The organism is Aeromonas sanarellii (genome assembly GCF_000820085.1).
GTDB classification, from domain to species: Bacteria; Pseudomonadota; Gammaproteobacteria; order Enterobacterales; family Aeromonadaceae; genus Aeromonas; species Aeromonas sanarellii.
In genome coordinates, this window is record NZ_CDBN01000069.1 from 1 (window position 1) to 19,373 (window position 19,373).

At 64.8% G+C, this 19,373-nt stretch carries 20 protein-coding genes; 7 read left to right on the forward strand and 13 right to left on the reverse strand.

The features are described from left to right. Window positions 1-12: 12 nt before the first annotated feature. The 5 genes from BN1132_RS13145 to BN1132_RS13165 all read right to left on the reverse strand — a co-directional run bounded on the left by BN1132_RS13145 (window position 13) and on the right by BN1132_RS13165 (window position 3,886). Window positions 13-507, reverse strand: coding sequence for a GDYXXLXY domain-containing protein (locus BN1132_RS13145; RefSeq protein ID WP_042078136.1), 495 nt, complete (start codon window positions 505-507; stop codon window positions 13-15). Between the two features lie 106 nt (window positions 508-613). After that, window positions 614-1,621, reverse strand: a complete 1,008-nt coding sequence (locus BN1132_RS13150) for a DUF4401 domain-containing protein (protein ID WP_042078137.1) — start codon at window positions 1,619-1,621, stop codon at window positions 614-616. Then, a complete protein-coding gene (locus BN1132_RS13155) occupies window positions 1,614-2,552 on the reverse strand; it encodes a DUF2157 domain-containing protein (RefSeq protein WP_042078138.1) in 939 nt (312 codons plus the stop codon). Before BN1132_RS13155 ends, BN1132_RS13150 begins: the two co-directional genes overlap by 8 nt. Window positions 2,553-2,754: 202 nt before the next feature. Continuing rightward, the gene (locus BN1132_RS13160; RefSeq protein WP_041213111.1) at window positions 2,755-3,312 is read right to left on the reverse strand and encodes a TMEM165/GDT1 family protein; all 558 of its coding nucleotides are present in this window, start codon (window positions 3,310-3,312) and stop codon (window positions 2,755-2,757) included. Between the two features lie 244 nt (window positions 3,313-3,556). Beyond that, entirely contained in the window at window positions 3,557-3,886 is a 330-nt protein-coding gene (locus tag BN1132_RS13165; RefSeq protein WP_042078139.1) for a translation initiation factor, read from the reverse strand. Between the two features lie 119 nt (window positions 3,887-4,005). On the opposite strand from BN1132_RS13165, the gene BN1132_RS13170 reads away from it, so the two are divergent. From BN1132_RS13170 to BN1132_RS13180, 3 genes are all read left to right on the forward strand, one after another. Further along, the gene (locus BN1132_RS13170; protein WP_041213109.1) at window positions 4,006-4,233 is read left to right on the forward strand and encodes a FeoA family protein; all 228 of its coding nucleotides are present in this window, start codon (window positions 4,006-4,008) and stop codon (window positions 4,231-4,233) included. A gap of 103 nt (window positions 4,234-4,336) precedes the next feature. Then, window positions 4,337-6,607, forward strand: coding sequence for a Fe(2+) transporter permease subunit FeoB (feoB, locus tag BN1132_RS13175; protein ID WP_042078140.1), 2,271 nt, complete (start codon window positions 4,337-4,339; stop codon window positions 6,605-6,607). Further along, window positions 6,604-6,846: a FeoC-like transcriptional regulator gene (locus tag BN1132_RS13180; RefSeq protein ID WP_042078141.1), complete on the forward strand. Its 243-nt coding sequence runs from the start codon at window positions 6,604-6,606 to the stop codon at window positions 6,844-6,846. Before feoB ends, BN1132_RS13180 begins: the two co-directional genes overlap by 4 nt. A 111-nt stretch (window positions 6,847-6,957) precedes the next feature. On the opposite strand, the gene glgC is transcribed toward BN1132_RS13180, so the two are convergent. The 3 genes from glgC to BN1132_RS13195 form a co-directional block, all read right to left on the reverse strand. Further along, complete coding sequence (gene glgC, locus BN1132_RS13185; RefSeq protein ID WP_042078142.1) at window positions 6,958-8,232, reverse strand: glucose-1-phosphate adenylyltransferase; 1,275 nt, start codon at window positions 8,230-8,232, stop codon at window positions 6,958-6,960. A 301-nt stretch (window positions 8,233-8,533) separates the two neighbouring features. Next, window positions 8,534-9,673: a type IVa pilus ATPase TapW gene (tapW, locus tag BN1132_RS13190; protein WP_042078143.1), complete on the reverse strand. Its 1,140-nt coding sequence runs from the start codon at window positions 9,671-9,673 to the stop codon at window positions 8,534-8,536. 55 nt (window positions 9,674-9,728) lie between these two features. Next, entirely contained in the window at window positions 9,729-10,085 is a 357-nt protein-coding gene (locus tag BN1132_RS13195) for a DMT family protein (protein WP_025327402.1), read from the reverse strand. 112 nt (window positions 10,086-10,197) lie between these two features. Here BN1132_RS13195 and BN1132_RS13200 point away from each other — a divergent pair, with 112 nt between their 5' ends. The 3 genes from BN1132_RS13200 to BN1132_RS13210 all read left to right on the forward strand — a co-directional run bounded on the left by BN1132_RS13200 (window position 10,198) and on the right by BN1132_RS13210 (window position 12,814). Beyond that, window positions 10,198-10,947 (forward strand): substrate-binding periplasmic protein, encoded by a 750-nt coding sequence (locus BN1132_RS13200; RefSeq protein ID WP_042078144.1) that lies wholly within the window; start codon window positions 10,198-10,200, stop codon window positions 10,945-10,947. Window positions 10,948-11,034: 87 nt separating this feature from the next. Beyond that, complete coding sequence (gene btuC, locus BN1132_RS13205) at window positions 11,035-12,042, forward strand: vitamin B12 ABC transporter permease BtuC (protein ID WP_042078146.1); 1,008 nt, start codon at window positions 11,035-11,037, stop codon at window positions 12,040-12,042. Then, entirely contained in the window at window positions 12,029-12,814 is a 786-nt protein-coding gene (locus tag BN1132_RS13210; RefSeq protein ID WP_167335714.1) for an ATP-binding cassette domain-containing protein, read from the forward strand. The genes btuC and BN1132_RS13210 overlap by 14 nt, the downstream gene beginning before the upstream one ends. Window positions 12,815-13,170: 356 nt before the next feature. Here the strand turns inward: BN1132_RS13210 and BN1132_RS13215 are convergent, their stop codons facing one another. Further along, complete coding sequence (locus BN1132_RS13215) at window positions 13,171-14,238, reverse strand: 3-deoxy-7-phosphoheptulonate synthase (RefSeq protein WP_042078147.1); 1,068 nt, start codon at window positions 14,236-14,238, stop codon at window positions 13,171-13,173. Window positions 14,239-14,379: 141 nt separating this feature from the next. Here BN1132_RS13215 and BN1132_RS13220 point away from each other — a divergent pair, with 141 nt between their 5' ends. Beyond that, window positions 14,380-14,760 carry a diacylglycerol kinase gene (locus BN1132_RS13220; RefSeq protein ID WP_042078148.1) on the forward strand — a complete coding sequence of 127 codons (381 nt, stop codon included), beginning with the start codon at window positions 14,380-14,382 and terminating at the stop codon, window positions 14,758-14,760. A gap of 78 nt (window positions 14,761-14,838) precedes the next feature. Here the strand turns inward: BN1132_RS13220 and serA are convergent, their stop codons facing one another. The 4 genes from serA to BN1132_RS13240 all read right to left on the reverse strand — a co-directional run bounded on the left by serA (window position 14,839) and on the right by BN1132_RS13240 (window position 19,237). After that, a complete protein-coding gene (gene serA, locus BN1132_RS13225; protein ID WP_042078149.1) occupies window positions 14,839-16,071 on the reverse strand; it encodes a phosphoglycerate dehydrogenase in 1,233 nt (410 codons plus the stop codon). 249 nt (window positions 16,072-16,320) lie between these two features. Next, entirely contained in the window at window positions 16,321-16,980 is a 660-nt protein-coding gene (gene rpiA, locus BN1132_RS13230) for a ribose-5-phosphate isomerase RpiA (RefSeq protein ID WP_042078150.1), read from the reverse strand. 152 nt (window positions 16,981-17,132) lie between these two features. Next, complete coding sequence (locus tag BN1132_RS13235) at window positions 17,133-17,741, reverse strand: 5-formyltetrahydrofolate cyclo-ligase (protein WP_042078151.1); 609 nt, start codon at window positions 17,739-17,741, stop codon at window positions 17,133-17,135. 149 nt (window positions 17,742-17,890) lie between these two features. Beyond that, entirely contained in the window at window positions 17,891-19,237 is a 1,347-nt protein-coding gene (locus BN1132_RS13240) for a Na+/H+ antiporter NhaC family protein (RefSeq protein ID WP_042078152.1), read from the reverse strand. Window positions 19,238-19,373 lie beyond the last annotated feature (136 nt).

The following is a 19,373-nucleotide window of genomic DNA, read 5'->3' on the forward strand; positions in this document are numbered from 1 at the left end:
TTTCAGAAGGCATCACCAGGCCGGGCGGCTGTGGCCGATGGGCTTGAACGCCTCATCGCGCAGGCCCACCAGCAGGGTGTCACCATCTTCCTGCAGGCGGAATTCGCCGTAGCGCGCCTGCTCATACTGAGCCCCCGCCCCCTCCTCGAAGAAGAAGGCATCCGGCCCGATCCGCCATTGACCCTGGACGATGCGCACCCTCAGCAGGCGCTCGCCCGGGGCCAGGGCCTCGGGGTTGCCTTGCGCCACCCAGTGCGCCACCTGATCCCCGTCGAGGCGAACGACCAGGGTATGGGCGCCGGCAGCCTCCTGACGGCCCGCCAGCTGGCGGGCTAGGGCATAGTTCAGCCGCATGTAGTCCCCCTGCATCAGGGAGCGGGGATCGACCGGGGCGAGCTCGAGCAGCACCACCTCGCCGGCGCTCATGGCGCGCTCGAAGCGCCAGACGCCGGCATTGATGCCCACCAGGATGGCGAAGCCGGTCAGCAAGAAACCAAGGCGTCTCATGCGGTATTCCTCCCATGAAGGGGCATGTGCCCTTGAGCGTCGCCGAGCGACAGGGCGCCGAAGCCCGGCAATGCGATGAGGCCGATCGGCAAGAAGACGAGGCGTCTCATGAGGCTATCTCCCTGCCGAGGGTCTTCAGCAGATGGCGGGTGCCGAGCAGCAGGGCGCCCGAGCCCAGCAGCAACCAGGACTTGGTCATCAGGGTCAGCCCCAGATCGTAGTAATAGAGGGAGCCGAAGCCGAGCAGCAGCAGGACGGCCAGGGTCATGAGCGCGAGGCTGCCGCCGTAGAAGCCGAGCACCAGCACCAGGGCGCCGGCGCCCATGCCGGGGATGAAGGCGCTGAGCAGCACCAGGGGCAGGCCGGCGAACAGCGGCAGCCTGAGGCGCACCATGACCCCCAGCAGCAAGGCGGCGCAGAGCAAGGGATTGAGCCAGTGCGGCAGCCGGGAGGGGCTGAACTCGTCCAGCACGCTGGCGCCGCCGTCCCAGAGCGGATGGTGCAGCCGTCCCAGCACCAGCAGGGAGAGCGCCAGTCCCAGGGTCAGGGACTCGTAGAGCTGATGGCGAACGGGATCCCGCTCGGCCTGCAGCCAGCACAGGGTGACGGCCCCCATCACCAGCGGCAGGGCCAGCAGGTGCAGGCCGAGGCAAGCCAGTCCAAGCGTGAGCAGGATGGCGGCGGCGAAGCTGTGGAACAGGCGCACCAGCCAGTGCTCGAACAGGGCGGCAATCCCGAGGGAGAGGGTGCAGAGGCCGAACCAGAGGGGGGCCGCGTCCAGATCCAGCCTGTCCAGCAGGCCGTAGAGCAGCCAGGCATCGGCCGCGAGCGCCAGCGCCAGCACGAACTGATCCCAGAGATCGGTGCGCCGGGCGGTGCGATTGAGGCCGAGGGCGGCGATCATCAGGACGGCGCCCAAGGCGAGGGCGTGGTCCGCCTCCCGGGTCAACTCCTCGAACGCCATGAACAGGAAGAAGAGCAGGAAGAGGGCGGCAATCCAGCCCACCATGCCGAGCAGGAAGCGGCTCGACCAGTGGGGCTGTTCGTCCCTGGGGCACTCCCCTTCCACCAGACGGGCGGCCCTCAGGCGCTCCCAGATCACAGGATCAGACATGTGGCCTCCGTTGTTGTTGCAGCCAGCGGCTGGCCAGCACCGACAGGCCGATGGCGATGAGACAGAGCAGCAGGAAGCCGTTCATGTCGGGCTCCATCCACTTGCCGAGCGCCGCCAGGACGACGGCGATGAGGCTCAGGCAGCCCATGGCGAGCCCGGCGATGAACCTGTGGTGCCAGCGCAGGTAGGCGGCGGCGAGCCAACCTAGCCAGGCGGGCCAGACCCAGGGGGAGGCGGCATCGAACAGGGCCAGCAGGGCCAGCAGGGTGACCCCGAGCCCGGCGGCCAGCCCCGCCAGCCAGGAGGGCATCAGGGCGTAGCGGGCGGGGGCCAGCATGAGCAGCCCCCAGAGGGCGGCGTTGAGCAGGGTCAGGCACCAGCCGAGGGCCTCCTCGTCGAAGGAGAAGAAGAGATCGATGAGGCCGAGCCGCCAGTAGAGCACCAGGGCGAGCTGGCCGAGCAGCCAGGCGAGCGTCCAGAGCAGCGGGCTCCTGCCGAGCGCCGCCAGCGGCAGCAGCAACAGGGCCCAGGTGGCGAACAGTTGCCAGGGATCGGCACCGGTCTGGTAGGTCTGGCCCACCAGGGCCAGCAGGGCGCCGAGGTTGAGGGCCAGGGTCAGCAGCAGGGCCTGGCGCGGGGTGTCGGCCAGGGGCTTGCGCCAGAGTACCAGCAGCATAGCGAGCAGGGGCAGCTCCAGCAGGGCGAGGCGCGAGAGGCGGCCCAGGGCCTGCCAGTTGAAGGCGACGAAGAACACCAGGCCGGCACCGAGGCAGAGACAGCCGAGCCAGAGCAGCAGGCGGTCGAACAGCCAGCGCCAGCGGGCGGGGCCCGGGGGCAGATCGCACAGGGCGAGCGCGGCGGACAGGGACTCCCGGGGGAGGCGGCCGCGTCTGACCCAGTCGAGCAGGGTCTGTCTTGAGGTGAGGTGCATGGCGAGGCTCCTGAAGCCGTCGTGCCTGAAAGATAAGGCATTATGGCACGGCGCCGCGCTCCGGGGCAGCATCCGCGGTGGGGATGCGACATCGGCGCCGGGCACAAAAAAGCCCCCGCCGGGAGGAGGGGGCCGGAATGACGGCCGGGGCGGCGGTGTTGATCAGTGCTCACGCTGATCCCACCCCCTTGTCCCCGGGGCGTCAGACGAAGATCAGGGTGCTGACGCCCAGGCCCACGAACAGCGCGGCGCAGGCGATGCGGATCCCCTTGAGGGGCAGCCTGTCGGCGCCGAGCTTGCCGAGCAGCACCACGGGGACGTTGGCCAGCATCATGCCGAGGGTGGTGCCCGTGATGACCTGGACGAGGGAGTCGTACTTGGCCGCCAGCAGCACCGTGGCTATCTGGGTCTTGTCACCGATCTCGGCGATGAAGAAGAGCACGAAGGTGGCCATGAAGGGGCCGTATTTGTCCAGCGAGCTCTCCTCGTCGTCCATCTTGTCCGGCACCAGGATCCAGGCGGCCATGGCGATGAAGGCGCCGGCGACCAGCCAGGTCATCACCCTGGGGTCCATCCAGCGACTGATGAACTCCCCTATCCAGGCGGCGCCCGCATGGTTGAGCAGGGTGGCGGCCAGCATGCCGGCGATGATGGGCCAGGGTTTGCGAAAACGACAGATGAGCAGCAACGCCAGCAGCTGTGTCTTGTCGCCGATCTCGGCGATGGCAACGCTGATGGTGGAGGTTAACAAGGCTTCCATAAAGATGACCGGGGGACGGAATTGTAATAAACCAAAGACAAGCCTGTGCCATCCGTCCCCGGTTCTGGCACTGGCCCGTCAAAGGTCTTGTCAAATCCGGCATTGCCCGGATCACCCTGACCATGGTGAGTTGGCACCAAGTATGTTGATCAGGATCGCGCACCGGGTTGGCACCCGCGGCGAGACTACTCCCCCTCGATGGGAGCCGGCATTCTAGGGAAAAAGCGCGGGAGAGACAAGCAGATCAACCGCCCACCAGCTTGACCTGAAAGCCCGCCCTCTCCAGTTCGGCCTTGATCAGGTCCCGTTTGTCCCCCTGGATCTCGATGATCCCCTCCTTGAGGCCGCCGCCGGTGCCGCACTTCTTCTTGAGCAGGGTGGCGAGGGCCTTCTGCTGATCGGCAGGCACGCCGTAGATGCTGATGACCCCGGCCCCCTTGCGCCCCTTGGTCTCGCGCCGGATGCGCACGACCCCGTCGGCGGGGAAGGGGGAGGCGTTCTGGGCGGGGGCGGATTCCTTGATCATGCCGCCGTCCGTGCTGTAGACCAGGCGGCTGTTGTTGTCGTGACTCATGGCAATACTTTGTCGGTTAGCGAAGCGGAGTTTGATTTTACGCAAATAAATGTTGGGGGCACAGCTTATAATCCTCCCACTAAAAGCGAATTATTCTTGTTTAACTTCAGGGGCCCGTCATGGTACTCACACAGCTGTCGCCGGGACAGAGTGCTCGCATCAAGAACATGAACCAGTTGACGCGTCCATTGCGACGCAAGCTGATGGTGATGGGGCTGCTGCCCCAGACCGAAGTCCTCTATCTGCGGGCCGCCCCCCTGGGGGACCCGCTCCAGATCCAGTGCCAGGGCATCTGCCTCTCCATGCAGCGGAGCCTGGCCCAGCAAATCGAGGTGGAGCCGGTATGAGTTTCCTTGCAGCAGAAGAGCCTGGCTCAACTTACCAATGTGGAAGCGCCATGAGCCACTCACAGCAGAAGAGCCTGAATCATCGAATCGAGGTGGAGCCGGTATGAGCTACAACCTGGTCACGGTCGGCAATCCCAACAGCGGCAAGACCTCCCTGTTCAACGCCCTGACCGGCTCCCGCCAGCAGGTGGGCAACTGGAGCGGGGTCACCGTCGACAAGAAGATGGGGACCTTCTCTGCCGAGGGGCAGGACTACAGCCTGGTGGACCTGCCCGGCATCTACGCCCTGGCAAACCAGGAGGCGAGCCTGGACGAGCAGATCGCCAGCCGCTTCGTCCAGAGCCAGCAGCCGGATCTGCTGCTCAACGTCATCGACGCCGCGAACCTGGAGCGCTCCCTCTACCTCACCCTGCAACTGCGGGAGCTGGGCCTGCCCATGGTGGTGGTGCTCAACAAGATGGATCTGCTGGAGAAGCGCCGCATCGCCATCGACGAGGCGCTGCTCGCGAAGGCGCTGGGTTGCCCCGTGGTCTCCTTGTCCGCCCACAACCGCCAGCAGGTGGCGGCCTTCAAGGCCCGTATCCACCAACTCATCGGCCAGTCCCAGCCCGCCCTGGTGCTCGACTATGGCCAGCCTCTCGAGACGGACATCGCCGAGCTGGAGACCCTGCTCGCCCACCACCACCTGAGTACCCGCGGCCGCGCCCTGCGCCTGCTGGAGGAAGACATTGCCATGCAGGAGACCCTGGCGGCGGGGCAGCAGGCGGCGGCCGACAACGTGGTGAGTCGCGCCCACCACGCCCAGGACATCGACCTGCAACTCGCTGATTTGCGCTACGGCCATATCCACCACTGGTGCCAGCAGGCGTGCCGCCATCAGGACAAGCTCACTGTCGCCCAGAGCGAACGGCTGGACAGGATACTGCTCAACCGCTGGGTGGGCATCCCTTTCTTCCTGCTGGTGATGTACCTGATGTTCATGTTCGCCATCAAGGTGGGCAGCGCCTTCATCGACTTCTTCGACATCCTCGGGGGGGCCCTCTTCGTGGACGGGGTGCACCACCTGCTGGGGCTGATGAGTGCCCCCGACTGGCTGGGGGCCGTGCTCGCGGACGGCGTGGGTGCCGGTTTGCAGACGGTGGCGACCTTCATCCCCGTGGTGGGCTGCCTCTTTCTCTTCCTCGCGGTGCTGGAGAGCTCCGGCTATCTGGCCCGCGCCGCCTTCGTGGTGGACGCCCTGATGCGTCGCCTCGGCCTGCCCGGCAAGGCCTTCGTCCCCATGCTGATGGGCTTTGGCTGCACCGTGCCCGCGGTGATGGCGACTCGCACCCTGGGGTCGGAGCGCGAGCGGCTGATGACCTCGGCCATGGCGCCCTTCATGTCCTGCGGTGCCCGTCTGCCGGTCTACGCCCTGTTCGCGGTGGCCTTCTTCCCCGAGTCGGGGCAGAACCTGGTGTTCGGCCTCTATCTGTTCGGCATCCTGGTGGCGGTGCTCACCGGCCTCTTCCTGCGCAGCACCCTGCTGCCGGGCAAGAGCGACTCCATGGTGATGGAGATGCCCGATTACGAGTGGCCCCGTCCGGTGGACGTGGGGCTGCGCACCTGGCAGAAGCTCAAGGGCTTCATCTTCGGCGCCGGCAAGACCATAGTACTGATGGTGGCGGTGCTGAGCGTGCTCAACTCGCTCGGCACCGACGGCAGCTTCGGCAACCAGGATCAGGAGAACTCGGTGCTGAGCAAGCTGAGCCAGTCCGTGACCCCTGTGCTGCATCCCATAGGCGTGCGGGACGACAACTGGCAGGCCACGGTGGGCATCCTCACCGGCATCTTCGCCAAGGAGGCGGTGGTCGCCACCCTCAACAGCCTCTACGCCGGCGGCGCCGGTGACGAGGAGCAGAGCGAGTACTCCCTGCTCGGCAGCCTGAAGGAGGCGCTGGCCACCATTCCCGCCAACCTGGCGGACATCGATCCCGCCGATCCCATGGGGCTCAAGGTGGGGGAGCTGGCGGACAAGCAGGCGGCGGCCGAGGCCCAGGAGGTGGACACCTCCACCTACGGCAACATGCAGACCCACTTCGACGGGGTGGCCGGAGCCTTCGCCTACCTGCTGTTCGTGCTGCTCTACATGCCCTGCGCCGCCGCCATGGGCGCCCTGGTGCGGGAGACCGGTCGCCAGTGGGCCCTGTTCACCGCCGCCTGGTGCAACTACGTGGCCTTCCTGTGCGCCACCCTCTTCTATCAACTGGCGACCTTCGCCGCCCACCCGGAGCAGAGCCTGATCTGGACCCTGAGCTATCTGCTCTCCCTGGGGCTGCTGTGGTGGCTGGGCCGGCGCCACGGCGATCTCATCGCCCGCAGGGTGGTGACCCTGTGATACTGCGCGAGCTGGGGGATTACCTTGCGAAGAGCAAGCGGGCGAGCCGGCGGGAGCTGGCCCGCCACTTCCACACCTCGGAGGATGCGGTGGAGGCCATGCTCGGCGTCTGGATGCGCAAGGGGCGCGTCGTCAAGCGGGCGACCCGGCTGTGCGGCGGCAGTTGCTGCGGCAGCAGCGAGGAGGTGACGTTCGAGTGGTGCGAGCCCGGCCGGATAGGGCTGGTGCAAAAAGGCTGACGCCACCTGAGATGAAAAAGGGAACCCCAGGGTTCCCTTTCTTGTGGGCAGCGGGCAGAAACGGCACCCTGGTGCTTGCCCGGGGCCAGCGGCTGGGCGCCCTCTTCGCCGTCATGCCAGCCTGGCCAGCATCTCCCTGGTGACCAGCACTATGCCCTGCTCGGAGCGGTAGAAGCGGCGGGCATCCTCGCAGGCGTTTTCCCCCACCACCAGCCCTTCCGGCAACCGGCAGCCCTTGTCGATCACCACCCGGCGCAACCGGCAACCGGCCCCTATCTCTACCCCGGGGAAGATCACCGCCTGATCCAGGGTGCAGAAGGAGTCGACCCGCACGTTGTTGAACAGCACAGAGCTCACGATGAAGGAGCCGCTGACGATGGTGCCGCCGGCGAACAGGGAGTTGATGGTCATGCCGTGCTGGCCGTTCTGATCCTGCACGAACTTGGCGGGGGCCGTCATCTTCTGGCTGGTCCAGATGGGCCAGTCCTGATCGTAGATGTCGAGCTCGGGCGTCACCGAGGCGAGATCCATGTTCGCCTCCCAGAAGGAGTCCACAGTGCCCACATCGCGCCAGTAGGGGCGTTTTTGCGGGCAGCAGCCGACGCAGGAGAGGCTGAACGGATGGGCATAGGCGGTGCCCTCCTTGACCACCCGCGGGATCACGTCCATGCCAAAGTCGTGGTGGGACTGCTCGTTGGCAAGATCCTCTTCCAGCAGCTGATAGAGGTAGTCGGCGTCGAAGATGTAGACCCCCATGGAGGCCAGTGCGGTGTCGGGTTTGCCCGGCATGGCGGGCGGGTCGGCGGGCTTCTCGACGAAGGCGTTGATCTTGCGGCTCTCATCCACCGCCATCACGCCAAAGGCGCTGGCCTCCTGGCGCGGCACCTCTATGCAGGCCACCGTCACCCGGCTGCCCAGGTTGACGTGATCGAGCAGCATGGCGGCGTAATCCATCTTGTAGATGTGATCCCCCGCCAGCACCACCACATATTTGGGGCCGTGCTCGCGAATGATGTCCATGTTCTGGTAGACGGCATCGGCGGTGCCGCGATACCAGCTGACCTCGTCAATGCGCTGCTGGGCCGGCAGCAGCTCGATGAATTCGTTCATCTGGTAGCGCAGGAAGGACCAGCCCGACTGCAGGTGACGCAGCAGACTGTGGGACTTGTACTGGGTGACCACGCCGATCCGGCGGATCCCGGAGTTGATGCAATTGGAGAGGACGAAGTCGATGATGCGGAACTTGCCGCCAAAATGAACGGCCGGTTTTGCTCTGTTGTCCGTCAACTGCTGGAGCCGACTGCCTCGCCCCCCGGCTAACACCAACGCCATGGTCTCGTTCAATAACTGTCTGGACCTTGCTGTGTTGGCTGGTTGTAACAACATTGAATACCCCTTTATTGATATACCGCCTCAATGGTGCCTCTTTTGAGGCCTATTTGAAAGGGCTTTCAATCAGCAGGGGATTCAAACTGATTTTTTTGTCATTTATGTGAGCGAGCGCCATTGCCAATCAGGAAGATGGCTCGGTTTGTGGTCGAATGATGGGCAAAGGGCAAAGGGCAAAGGGCAGAGGGCAGAGGGCAGAGGGCAGAGGGCAGAGCGAAGGGAGGGGGATCAACCGTGCTCTTATAGAGCACCCGGCCGCGAGGGCGGCCGGGTGCTGGGCGGGGGAGGGGACGCCTGACTAGAAGAGATCGTTGTTATCATCCTTGGTGGGCTCCAGGCTCCAGCCGCTGGCCGCCGCACTGTTGCCTATCTGCCCCTTCTCCCGCCACAGCTTGATCTTGAGGCGCAGGTTGTTCTGGGAGTCTGCGTTTTTGACCGCCTCTTCTTCGTCTATCACCCCCTCCACCACCAGATCGAACAAGGTGCTGTCGAAGGTGACCATGCCAAGGGCCCTGGATTTCTCCATGATCTCCTTGAGGCCGCCAAACTCGCCGCGCTTGATGAGATCGCGAATGGTGTGGGTCCCGAGCATCACCTCCACCGCCGCCCGGCGTCCGCCGTCCGTGGTCTTCACCAGCCGCTGGGAGACGAAGGCCTTGAGGTTGTTGCCAAGGTCGTTGAGCAGCTGGGGCCTGCGCTCCTCGGGGAAGAAGTTGATGATGCGATCCAGCGCCTGGTTGGCGTTGTTGGCGTGCAGGGTGGAGATGGCCAGATGCCCGGTCTCGGAGAAGGCCAGCGCATGCTCCATGGTCTCCCGGTCGCGAATTTCACCGATGAGGATGACGTCCGGCGCCTGGCGCAGGGTGTTCTTCAGGGCCGCGTGGAAGCTGCGGGTGTCCACCCCCACCTCCCGCTGGTTGATGATGCTCTTGCGGTGGCGATGGACGAACTCCACCGGATCCTCGATGGTGATGATGTGGCCACCGCTGTTGCGGTTGCGATGGTCGATGAGGGCTGCGAGCGAGGTGGACTTGCCCGAGCCGGTGCCGCCGACAAACAGCACCAGGCCGCGCTTCTCCATGATGGTGTCGAGCAGCACGAGGGGCAGCTTGAGATCCTCGAAGCGGGGGATCTCGGTCTTGATGTTGCGCGCCACCAGGGAGACCTCGTTGCGCTGCTTGAAGATGTTGACCCGAAAGCGCCCTATCTGGGGCAGGGAGATGGCGAGGTTCATCTCCAGCTCCTTCTCGAACTGCTGCTTCTGCTCCGAGTCCATGAGATCGGCGGCTATCCTGGCTACCTCCCCCGGCTCGAGCGGCACCTCGTTCAGGGGGCGCAGGGCGCCGTTGAACTTGGCGCAGGGGGGCGCCCCTGTGGAGAGATAGAGGTCTGAGCCATCCTGCTTGGCCAGGATCTGTAGCATGTCTCGCAATTCCATGTGTTGCCTCGTCACTCAAAGAGATAGGGGGAGCAATGTGCTTGAGTGTATAGCCTCAGGCACCGGTCAGTTTCTCGCGAAACACAAAAAACACCGCGCCCAGAATGCACAGGCCGGCCCAGAGGTAGTCCCACTTCAGGTCTTCTTTCAGATAGAAGATGGAGAAGGGAACGAATACGGTGAGGGTGATCACCTCCTGCAGGATCTTGAGCTGACCGACCGAGAGCACCGTATGACCGATGCGGTTGGCGGGCACCTGCAACAGGTACTCGAACAGGGCGATGCCCCAACTCACCAGGGCGGCGATGATCCAGGGTTTGTGGTTCATGCTCTTGAGATGGGCATACCAGGCGAAGGTCATGAAGACGTTGCTGCAGATCAGCAGACCGATACTGGTGACGATAGGGTTCATTAGGTTCTCCTTTGAAATCGCTGCATTTTATCTCGACTCCATGGGTTTTCATAAGTGGCACATGAGGGTATTTTTAGCCCACAAGGATGTGACAACAGAAGGTTGAAACTGGATGGGCAAGACAAGCCGGGGAGTGCTTTGTCTGTTGTTTGCCTGTATGGCCCCCGTGACCTCTATGGCAAACGGTGCGCCAACCCTGACGGTGGTGACCGATGTCTGGCCCCCGTTTCGCATGCTCGCGCAGGACGACGAATTCCATGGTCTGGATATCGACATTCTGCGCCAGCTGCAGGCTCGCAGCGGCATAGCGCTCACCCTCAAGCGGGTGCCCTGGGGACGGGCACTCAAGCAGATGCAGACAGGTCAGGCGGATCTGATGATAGGGTTGGCCCACACCCCGGAGCGGGCGGCCTTCATCGATTACCTGCAACCTGCCTATTACCAGTGCCGGCCGGCCTTCTACGGCAAGGCGGCGGCGGTGGCCACCCTGAAAACCTACGAGGATCTGCGTGGCAGGGAGATAGGCTATGTGCTCAACTCCGCCTATTTCGCCCCCTTCGACGACGACGGCCAGCTCGACAAGCACGGGGTGCCCACCGAGGATCAGTTGCAGCGCATGGTGGAGCGGGGTCATCTGTCCCTGATGATAGGCACCGACTGCCAGGTGGATTACGCCCTGAGCCGGCGCAACGACGCCGGTCTCATCAAGGCGGACTACCGCCCGCCCCACCCTGTGGTGCTCTACCTCGGCATGAGCAAGCACTCACCCCACCAGGCTCTCGGGCCTGCACTGGCGCAGGCGTTGCAGACCATGGTGGAGAGCGGCGAGATAGAGGCGCTGGCACGGCCTTACCAGCCTTGACCTTGGGTGGTAACGCGCTGTTATCATGCAGCTTTCCTGCTGGCCCCCGGTTCGGGGGCGGCGCCTGTCTCATTTCGGGGATCCCGCTTGTATCTCGCTCTCATCCACCGCCAGCAGCGCTGGCAGCGCCACTGGCTGCTCGCCCTGTCGCTGCTCGTCCTGTCCCTCTTCCTGCTCTCCCTTGCCCTGGGGGAGTTCGTGCTGCTGCCCTGGCAGCACATGGGGGAGCTGGAGCTGCGCATCTTGCTGGATCTGCGCCTGCCGCGGGCCCTACTGGCCCTGCTGGCGGGGGCGGCGCTCGCCTGTGGCGGGGCCGTGCTGCAGGTGATGCTGCACAACCCTGTGGCCGAGCCCGGCCTGCTGGGTGTCTCTAGCGGGGCGGGATTGGCTGCCATGGTGGCGATGGCGGTAGCCAGGTCCCTCGGCGTCTATCTGCCGGGCTGGGGGCTGTCGCTCGCGGCTTTCGGTGGCGCCCTGGTGGTGACCATGCTGCTCATCCACCTGGCGCGCCGGGCCCGGCTCGGTCACACCCGACTGCTGCTGTTCGGGGTGGCCATCGGTATCCTCACCAATGCGGCCATGACCTGGCTGATGTACTTTGCCGACGACGGCTCCCTGCGGGAGTTCATGTTCTGGATGATGGGCAGCCTCTCCTACGGTAGCCAGCAGCTCGCCTGGTGGTGGCTGGTGCTGCCGCTCACCCTCGGCTGGCTCTGCTGGCAGGGCAGGGCGCTGCAACAACTGCTGCTGGGGGAGACCCAGGCCCAGCTGATGGGGATGAACGTGGACAGGATGCGGGTGCGGCTGGTGCTGGCGGTCTGCCTGCTCACCGGGGTCGCGGTGTCCCTGTGCGGTGTCATCGGTTTCGTCGGTCTGGTGGTGCCTCACCTGCTGCGGCTGTGCGGCGGCAGCGATCAGCGCTTCCTGCTGCCCGCCTCGGCACTGGGGGGCGGCGCCCTGCTGCTGGGTGCCGATCTGGTGGCGCGCTCGGTCCTTCAGGCCGGTGAGCTGCCCATCGGCGTCATCACCGCCTCGGTCGGGGCGCCGCTCTTTATCTACCTGCTGCTGAGGCAAGATGCCGATGTCTCCCGTTAACTCCTCCCCCAATCCCCTCTGGTTGCTGGAGGCGCGGGCCCTCGGGATCCCCGCGCGGCTCGCCCCCCTGGATCTCGCCTGGGCCGGGGGCCAGCTGGTCGCCCTGCTCGGCCCCAACGGCAGCGGCAAGTCGAGCCTGCTGGGAGCCCTGGCCGGCATACTGCCTGCCGACGGCGCCGTGCGGATCGAAGGGGACGAGATCGTCGCTCTCGGCTGGTCCGAGCTTGCCAGGCGGCGCGCCATGCTGCCCCAGCGCCAGCCCCAGCTGTTCCATATCCCGGTGTTCCAGGTGCTGAGCCTGGGGCTAGACGAGCAGGGGCCGCGGGAGGCGCAAAACGGGGCCGTAGCCGAGATCTGCCGCGCGCTGGAGCTGGAGGCCCTGCTGGCACGGGACTTCAGCCGTCTGTCGGGGGGCGAGCAGCAGCGGGTGCTGATCGCCCGCACCCTGCTGCAGCTGTGGCCCGGCCTCAACCCGGCCGGGCGGCTCCTGCTGCTGGACGAGCCGCTGGCGGGGCTGGATCTGCACCATCAGCTGGCGCTGCTGCGGCTGCTGAAGGAGCTGGCCGCTCAGGGCCTGTTGGTGGTGGTCGCCATCCACGACATCAACCTGGCCATCGACTGGGCGGATCGCGTTCTCTGCCTGCAACAGGGCCGCGTGGCGGGCGAGGGGGACGTCGGGATCATCGACGAGGCGCTGCTGGAGCGGGTGTTCCAGATCCGCACCGACCGCGTCGAGTCGGCAGGCCGGGTCTGGTTTATGCCGAGCCTGTGAGGAACGGGCGGCGACGCTCTGACCAGTTCCCAACAAGTGTTCCAAATAAGCAGAAGGGGCCGGATATCGCGGATATCCGGCCCCTTCTCGTTGCATTGGCGATTCAGGCCGACAGCTTGTCCAACCGCACCTTGGCCGCCTCGGCCAGCATGGCCAGCAGGGTCTCGGTGTCGCCCCAGGACAGGCAGGCATCGGTGATGCTCTGACCGAAGGGTGATGACGCAGCCGTTAACCCGGGCGGATTTTTTCCAGACGCACCTTGGCGGCCTCGGCCAGCATGGCCAGCAGGGTCTCGGTGTCGCCCCAGGAGAGGCAGGCATCGGTGATGCTCTGACCGAAGGGTGATGACGCAGCCGTTAACCCTGGCGGATTTTTTCCAGACGCACCTTGGCGGCCTCGGCCAGCATGGCCAGCAGGGTCTCGGTGTCGCCCCAGGACAGGCAGGCGTCGGTGATGCTCTGGCCGAAGGTGGCGGCGCAGCCGTTCTCCACGTCCTGACGCCCTTCCACCAGGAAGCTCTCGGCCATGATGCCGGCGATGCCGGTGCGGCCGCGGCGCAGCTGATCGCAGATATCCTGGGCCACCAGCAGCTGGCGGCGGTGATCCTTCATGCTGTTGCCGTGGCTGAAGTCCACCACCAGGCGCTCGGGCAGGCCCACCTGGGCCAGGGCCTCGCATGCCTCGTCGATGCTGGCTGTGTCGTAGTTGGGCCTGTGGCCGCCGCGCAGGATCACGTGGCCATAGGGGTTGCCGGCGGTACGGTAGATGGTCATCTTGCCGTCCTTGTCCGGGGAGTAGAAGATGTGGCTGTGGCGGGCGGCGCGCACCGCATCGATGGCGATGCGGGTGTTGCCGTCGGTGCCGTTCTTGAAGCCCACTGGGCAGGAGAGGGCGGAGGCCATCTCGCGGTGTACCTGGGATTCGGTGGTGCGCGCCCCGATGGCGCCCCAGGTGATGAGGTCGCTGATGTACTGGCCGGTCACCATGTCGAGGAATTCGGTGGCGGTGGGCATGCCCATCTCGTTGATGTCCACCAGCAGCTGGCGGGCCAGCTTCAACCCTTCGTTCACGTCGAAGCTGCCGTCCAGGCGCGGATCGTTGATGAGCCCCTTCCAGCCGACTATGGTGCGCGGCTTCTCGAAGTAGGTGCGCATCACGATGCACAGGCTCTCCTTGTACTGCTCGCGCAGGGCATTGAGGCGCTGGGCGTATTCGCGGGCGGCGGCGGGATCGTGGATGGAGCAGGGGCCGACGATGACCAGCAGGCGCTGATCGTCACCGGCCAGAATGGCTTCTACATCGTGGCGGGCATCCAGCAGGTTCTGGGCGACGGTGTCGTTTAACGGGAAGGCGTGCGCCAGCTCGCTGGGCGTGATCAGGGACTCCAGGCGACGGGTGCGCAATTCATCGGTGTGAATGGACATACGACTCAATTCTCGAGTGGATAAGAGGGGCGGGACGCCAAAATGCAAGGGAATAAAATAAAGCAAAACGCCCCCGATGGAAACCTCGGGCGGCTCTGATAGGATGTGAGCCCAAAAGCCATTTCAAATGAGGTAGTTATCGTGGCAAAGCCAGGCGCGACCGGGATCACCCGCATCATCAACGCAACCGGTTACAGCATGAAGGGTCTCAAGTCGGCCTGGATCAACGAGGCCGCCTTCCGTCAGGAGCTGGTGCTGATCCTGCTGCTGATGCCGCTGGCGTTCTGGATTGGTGACTCCCTCAACGAGATCCTGCTGCTCGTCTGCATCAGCTGGCTGGTGGTGATCGTCGAGGTGCTCAACTCTGCCATCGAGGCGGTGGTGGATCGCATCGGCTCCGAGCATCACGAACTCTCGGGCCGCGCCAAGGATCTGGGCTCCGCCGCCGTCTTTATCGCGCTGGCCCTGAACGCCCTGGTATGGGGGGCCCTGGTGGGCCGCAATCTGTTGGGATGGTGGTAGGTTGCGAGAGCAACCTTTCTTCTGACATAAAAAAGCCCGTCATCACGACGGGCTTTTTACTGCGCAGATAAGGGCTTATCAGTGCAGGATACGGGCACGGATGGTGCCGCCTATCTCCTTGAGACGGGAGAGCGCCTTCTCGCTGTGCTCGGTTTCCACGTCGATCACCACGTAGCCGATCTCGCTGCTGGTCTGCAGGTATTGACCGGCGATGTTGATCCCCTCGTCGGCGAAGATCTGGTTGATCTGGTTCATGACGCCGGGCTGGTTGCGGTGAATGTGCAGCAGGCGGCTGGAGCCCTTGTGACCCGGCAGGGAGACTTCCGGGAAGTTGACCGCGGAGAGGGTGGAGCCGTTGTCGGAGTACTTGACCAGCTTGTTGGCCACTTCCAGACCGATGTTCTCCTGGGCTTCCTGGGTCGAGCCACCGATGTGCGGGGTCAGGATCACGTTGTCCAGGCCGCGCAACGGGGTGAGGAACTCCTCGTCGTTGGACTTGGGCTCCACCGGGAAGACGTCGATGGCGGCGCCCGAGAGGTGACCGCTCTTGATGGCGTCGGCCAGGGCGTCGATGTCCACCACTGTACCGCGGGAGGCGTTGATGAAGATGGCGCCCGGCTTCATCATGCGCAGCTGCTCGGCGCCGATGAGATCCTTGGTGGAGGCGGTCTCCGGCACGTGCAGGCTGATGACGTCGGACATGTTGAGCAGCTCCACCAGGTTAGGCACCTGGATGGCGTTGCCCAGGGAGAGCTTGTTCTCGATGTCGTAGTAGTAGACCTTCATGCCGATCATCTCGGCGATGATGCCAAGCTGGGTGCCGATGTGGCCGTAGCCTATGATGCCGAGCTTCTTGCCGCGGGCTTCGACGCTGCGGTTGGCGAGCTTCTCCCAGACGCCGCGATGGCACTTGGCGTTCTTCTCCGGGATGCCGCGCAGCAGCAGCAGGATTTCACCCAGCACCAGTTCGGCCACGGAGCGGGTGTTGGAGAAGGGGGCGTTGAAGACGGGGATGCCGCGCACGTGGGCGGCGTCCAGGGCGACCTGGTTGGTGCCGATGCAGAAGCAGCCGATGGCCACCAGCCTGGTGGCGGCATCCAGCACCTTCTCGGTGATCTGGGTGCGCGAGCGCAGGCCCACGAAATGCACGTCACGAATGCGCTCGATCAGTTCCTCTTCCGACAGGGACGTCTTCAGATATTCCACATTGGTGTAACCGGCGGCCCGAAAGGTCTCCACCGTGTTGGGATGGACTCCCTCCAGCAGCAGTACCTTGATCTTATCCTTGTCCAGCGAAAACTTGGCTGTCATGACGTTCCCTCTATTGTTTTTGAAAAATGCGCTCAGGCTTGCAGTGTGAAGAAAACCGTAAAGTAGCAAAAACGTTTGGGAGAGGGAATATTTGTGACAAAAGTCAAATTCTTTGAAGTTATCAACGTTTTTTGCAGCAGTGCTGCTACAAGCCATTGAGGGATAAATAGAAACGGCGCCATCAGGCGCCGTTGTCATATCACGGGAGCAAAGAAGAGGGAGCTGATGACCCCGATCGCCCTCCCGCCGTCACCCTTGCTGGGTCACGACGCCATCCGGCGTGCCGATCAGCACCACGTCGGCGCCACGGTGGGCGAACAGGCCGTTGGTGACCACGCCCACTATGCTGTTGAGCTGGGTTTCCAGTTGTTTGGCGTCGGTGATGGCCATGCCCTTGACGTCCAGGATGATGTTGCCGTTGTCGGTGATCACCCCTTCACGCCAGACCGGGTTGCCGCCGAGCGCCCGGATCTCGCGGGCCACGTATTCGCGGGCCATGGGGATCACTTCCACCGGCAGCGGGAAGGTGCCGAGCACGTCCACCGTCTTGGTGTTGTCGATGATGCAGATGAACTGGTCGGCCACGGCGGCGACGATCTTCTCGCGGGTCAGGGCGGCGCCGCCCCCCTTGATCATGTCGCGGGTGGCGTTGATCTCGTCGGCGCCATCCACGTAGACGGAGAGGGTATCGACGTCGTTGAGGTCAAACACCGGGATGCCAAAGCCCTTGAGGCGCTCGGTGGAGGCGACGGAGCTCGATACCGCGCCCTTGATCTCGTCCTTCATGGTTGCCAGCGCATCGATGAAGTGGTTGACGGTAGAGCCGGTGCCCACACCGACGATGGAGCCGGGTACCACGTATTTGAGCGCAGCCCAACCGGCCGCCTTCTTCATTTCATCTTGAGTCATGATGGATCCTTATGGAAAAAGCGGGCGCATTATATCCAAGCCGCCCCCCCGGGGCGACCATGGCGCTCACGTTCCGGGGCAAAAATCCCCAAGATGTAAATCGTTTGCCTGTTTATTGAGCCGAGGGGCGGGGAAGGGGCGATCCCGCGTCGTCACGGGAAGAGCCAGCTGCGGCTGGGGGTGATGATCTGGGGCAGCGGCACGTCCCACTCCTCCCGGGGCACGGCCTCCACCTGCTGACAGTCGTGGGCAAGGCCGAGCGGTCTTGGGCCCAGTCCGTGCTCGTGCCAGCAGGCCAGGGTGCGATCGTAGTAGCCGCCCCCCATGCCGAGCCGGTTGCCCGCCTCATCGAAGGCCACCAGGGGGGTGCAGATAAGATCCAGCATGCTGTGGGGCACCACCTGCAGCACATCGAGCTCGGGCTCGGCGATACCGAAGCGGTTGCGGGTCATGGGGCTGGTGGCGGTGTAGCGCAAAAAGAGCAGGTGGCCCGGGGTGAAGGGGTGCAGCACCGGCAGATAGACCTCCTTTTGCTGGGCCCAGAGCCAGTGAATGGCGGGCAGGGGATCGAGCTCGCCGTCGTTGGCCAGATAGAGGGCGATGCGTCTGGCCGCGAGGATCCCGGGGTCTTCCTGGAAACGGCTGACCAGTTGCTGGGCCGCCGCCTGCTGGTCTGCCTGGCTCAGGCGCCTTCTGCGCTCTCGGACAAGCTGGCGCAGGGAGTGGCGCATATCGGGGTGCTCGGGCTGAAGGTCAGGCATGGGGGCTCCTGTGGTGGTGCGAAAAGGCAGGCTTACCTTAACAAGGGCGCCGGGGGATGAAAAGCGCAGGGGCTTCCCTGTCTCGGCGGGATGACAGACGAGACAGGGCGCGGCCTGATGGCGGCGCACGAGGGGGGAACGGCGAAGACTCAGGCGGCTTGGCGGTTATCGGCGCCGGCGCGTACCTGGTGCTTGATAAAGACCGCGATGAGGGCGGCCAGTCCCAGGGCCATGGGGTAGAAACTCATGCTCACGACCAGCAGCGGCGAGAGGGCAAAGATGGAGCCCAGCAGCAGCGCCTGGGCACCCCAGGGGATGAGCCCCTGTACCACGCAGGAGAAGATGTCCAGCATGGAGGCGGCGCGGCGCGGAGTGACGCCGTGGTGATCCGCGAGATCCCGCGCCACCTTGCTCGCCACTATGATGGCCACGGTATTGTTGGCGGTGCAGAGGTTGGTGAGGCTCACCACCCCGGCGATGCCGAGCTCGGCCGCCTTCTCGTTCTGCTCGCCATCATGATGACGGGTGAAGCGGGCAATCAGGGCGGCGATTCGCTCGCTTATCCAGGCCAGCCCCCCCTGGCGCTCCATCAGGGCGCCGAGGCCGCCGATCAGCATGGAGAGCAGGAAGATCTCCTGCATGCTGGTGAAGCCCTGATAGATGTCCTTGCTGAACTGGCCGAGGGGATAGCCGCCCATCATCCCCACGCCACCGGCGGCGATGATGCCGAGCCCCAGCACCATGAAGACGTTCATGCCCGACAGCGCCAGCACCAGGATGAGCAGATAGGGGGCCACCTTGAGCAGGTCCGCCTCGGCGGCGGGCGCCGGTGCCGCGCCGGTGGAGCCCAGCAGCAGATAGAGCAGGATCACCAGCACGGCGGCGGGGGCGGCAATCTTGACGTTCTCGCGGAACTTGTCCTTCATCTCGCAGCCCTGGCTGCGGGTGGCGGCTATGGTGGTGTCGGAGATGATGGAGAGGTTGTCCCCGAACATGGCGCCGGAGAGGATGGTGCCCGCCATCAGCACCGGGCTGATGCCGGCCGCCTGGGCGACGCCCAGCGCCACCGGTGCCACGGCGCCTATGGTGCCCATGGAGGTGCCCATGGCGGTGGCCACGAAGGCGGAGATGAGGAAGATCCCCGGCAGCAGGCACCAGCCCGGGATGAGGGAGAGGCCGAGCGCGACCGTGGCATCCACCCCGCCGGTGGCCTTGGCCACGGTGGCGAAGGCCCCCGCCAGCAGATAGATGAGGCACATGGCCATGATGTTGCTCTCGCCGACCCCCTTGAAGAAGGTTTCCAGGTTCTTGTTGAACCCCTCGCGCCCCAGCACCAGGGCCAGCATGACGGCGGGCAGGGCGGCGACGGGGGCGGGCAGCTGGTAGAAGGCGAACTCGACCCCCTGCAGGGTCAGCCAGGTACCGGTACCGATGAAGAGAGCAAGAAAGACCAGAAGGGGCAGCAGGGCTCTGGCACTGGGGGGAGTCTGGATCATGTGTTCCTCGAAGCTTGAACAATGACCTCCTGTCGCGGCCTGTGTGGAACCGGGCGGGTTCGGGCACAGGGCGGGCATCCTGCCGTTATGGGGCGCCACAGTAGTGAGTCGGGGCGGTTCGGTCAAGATAGACGTC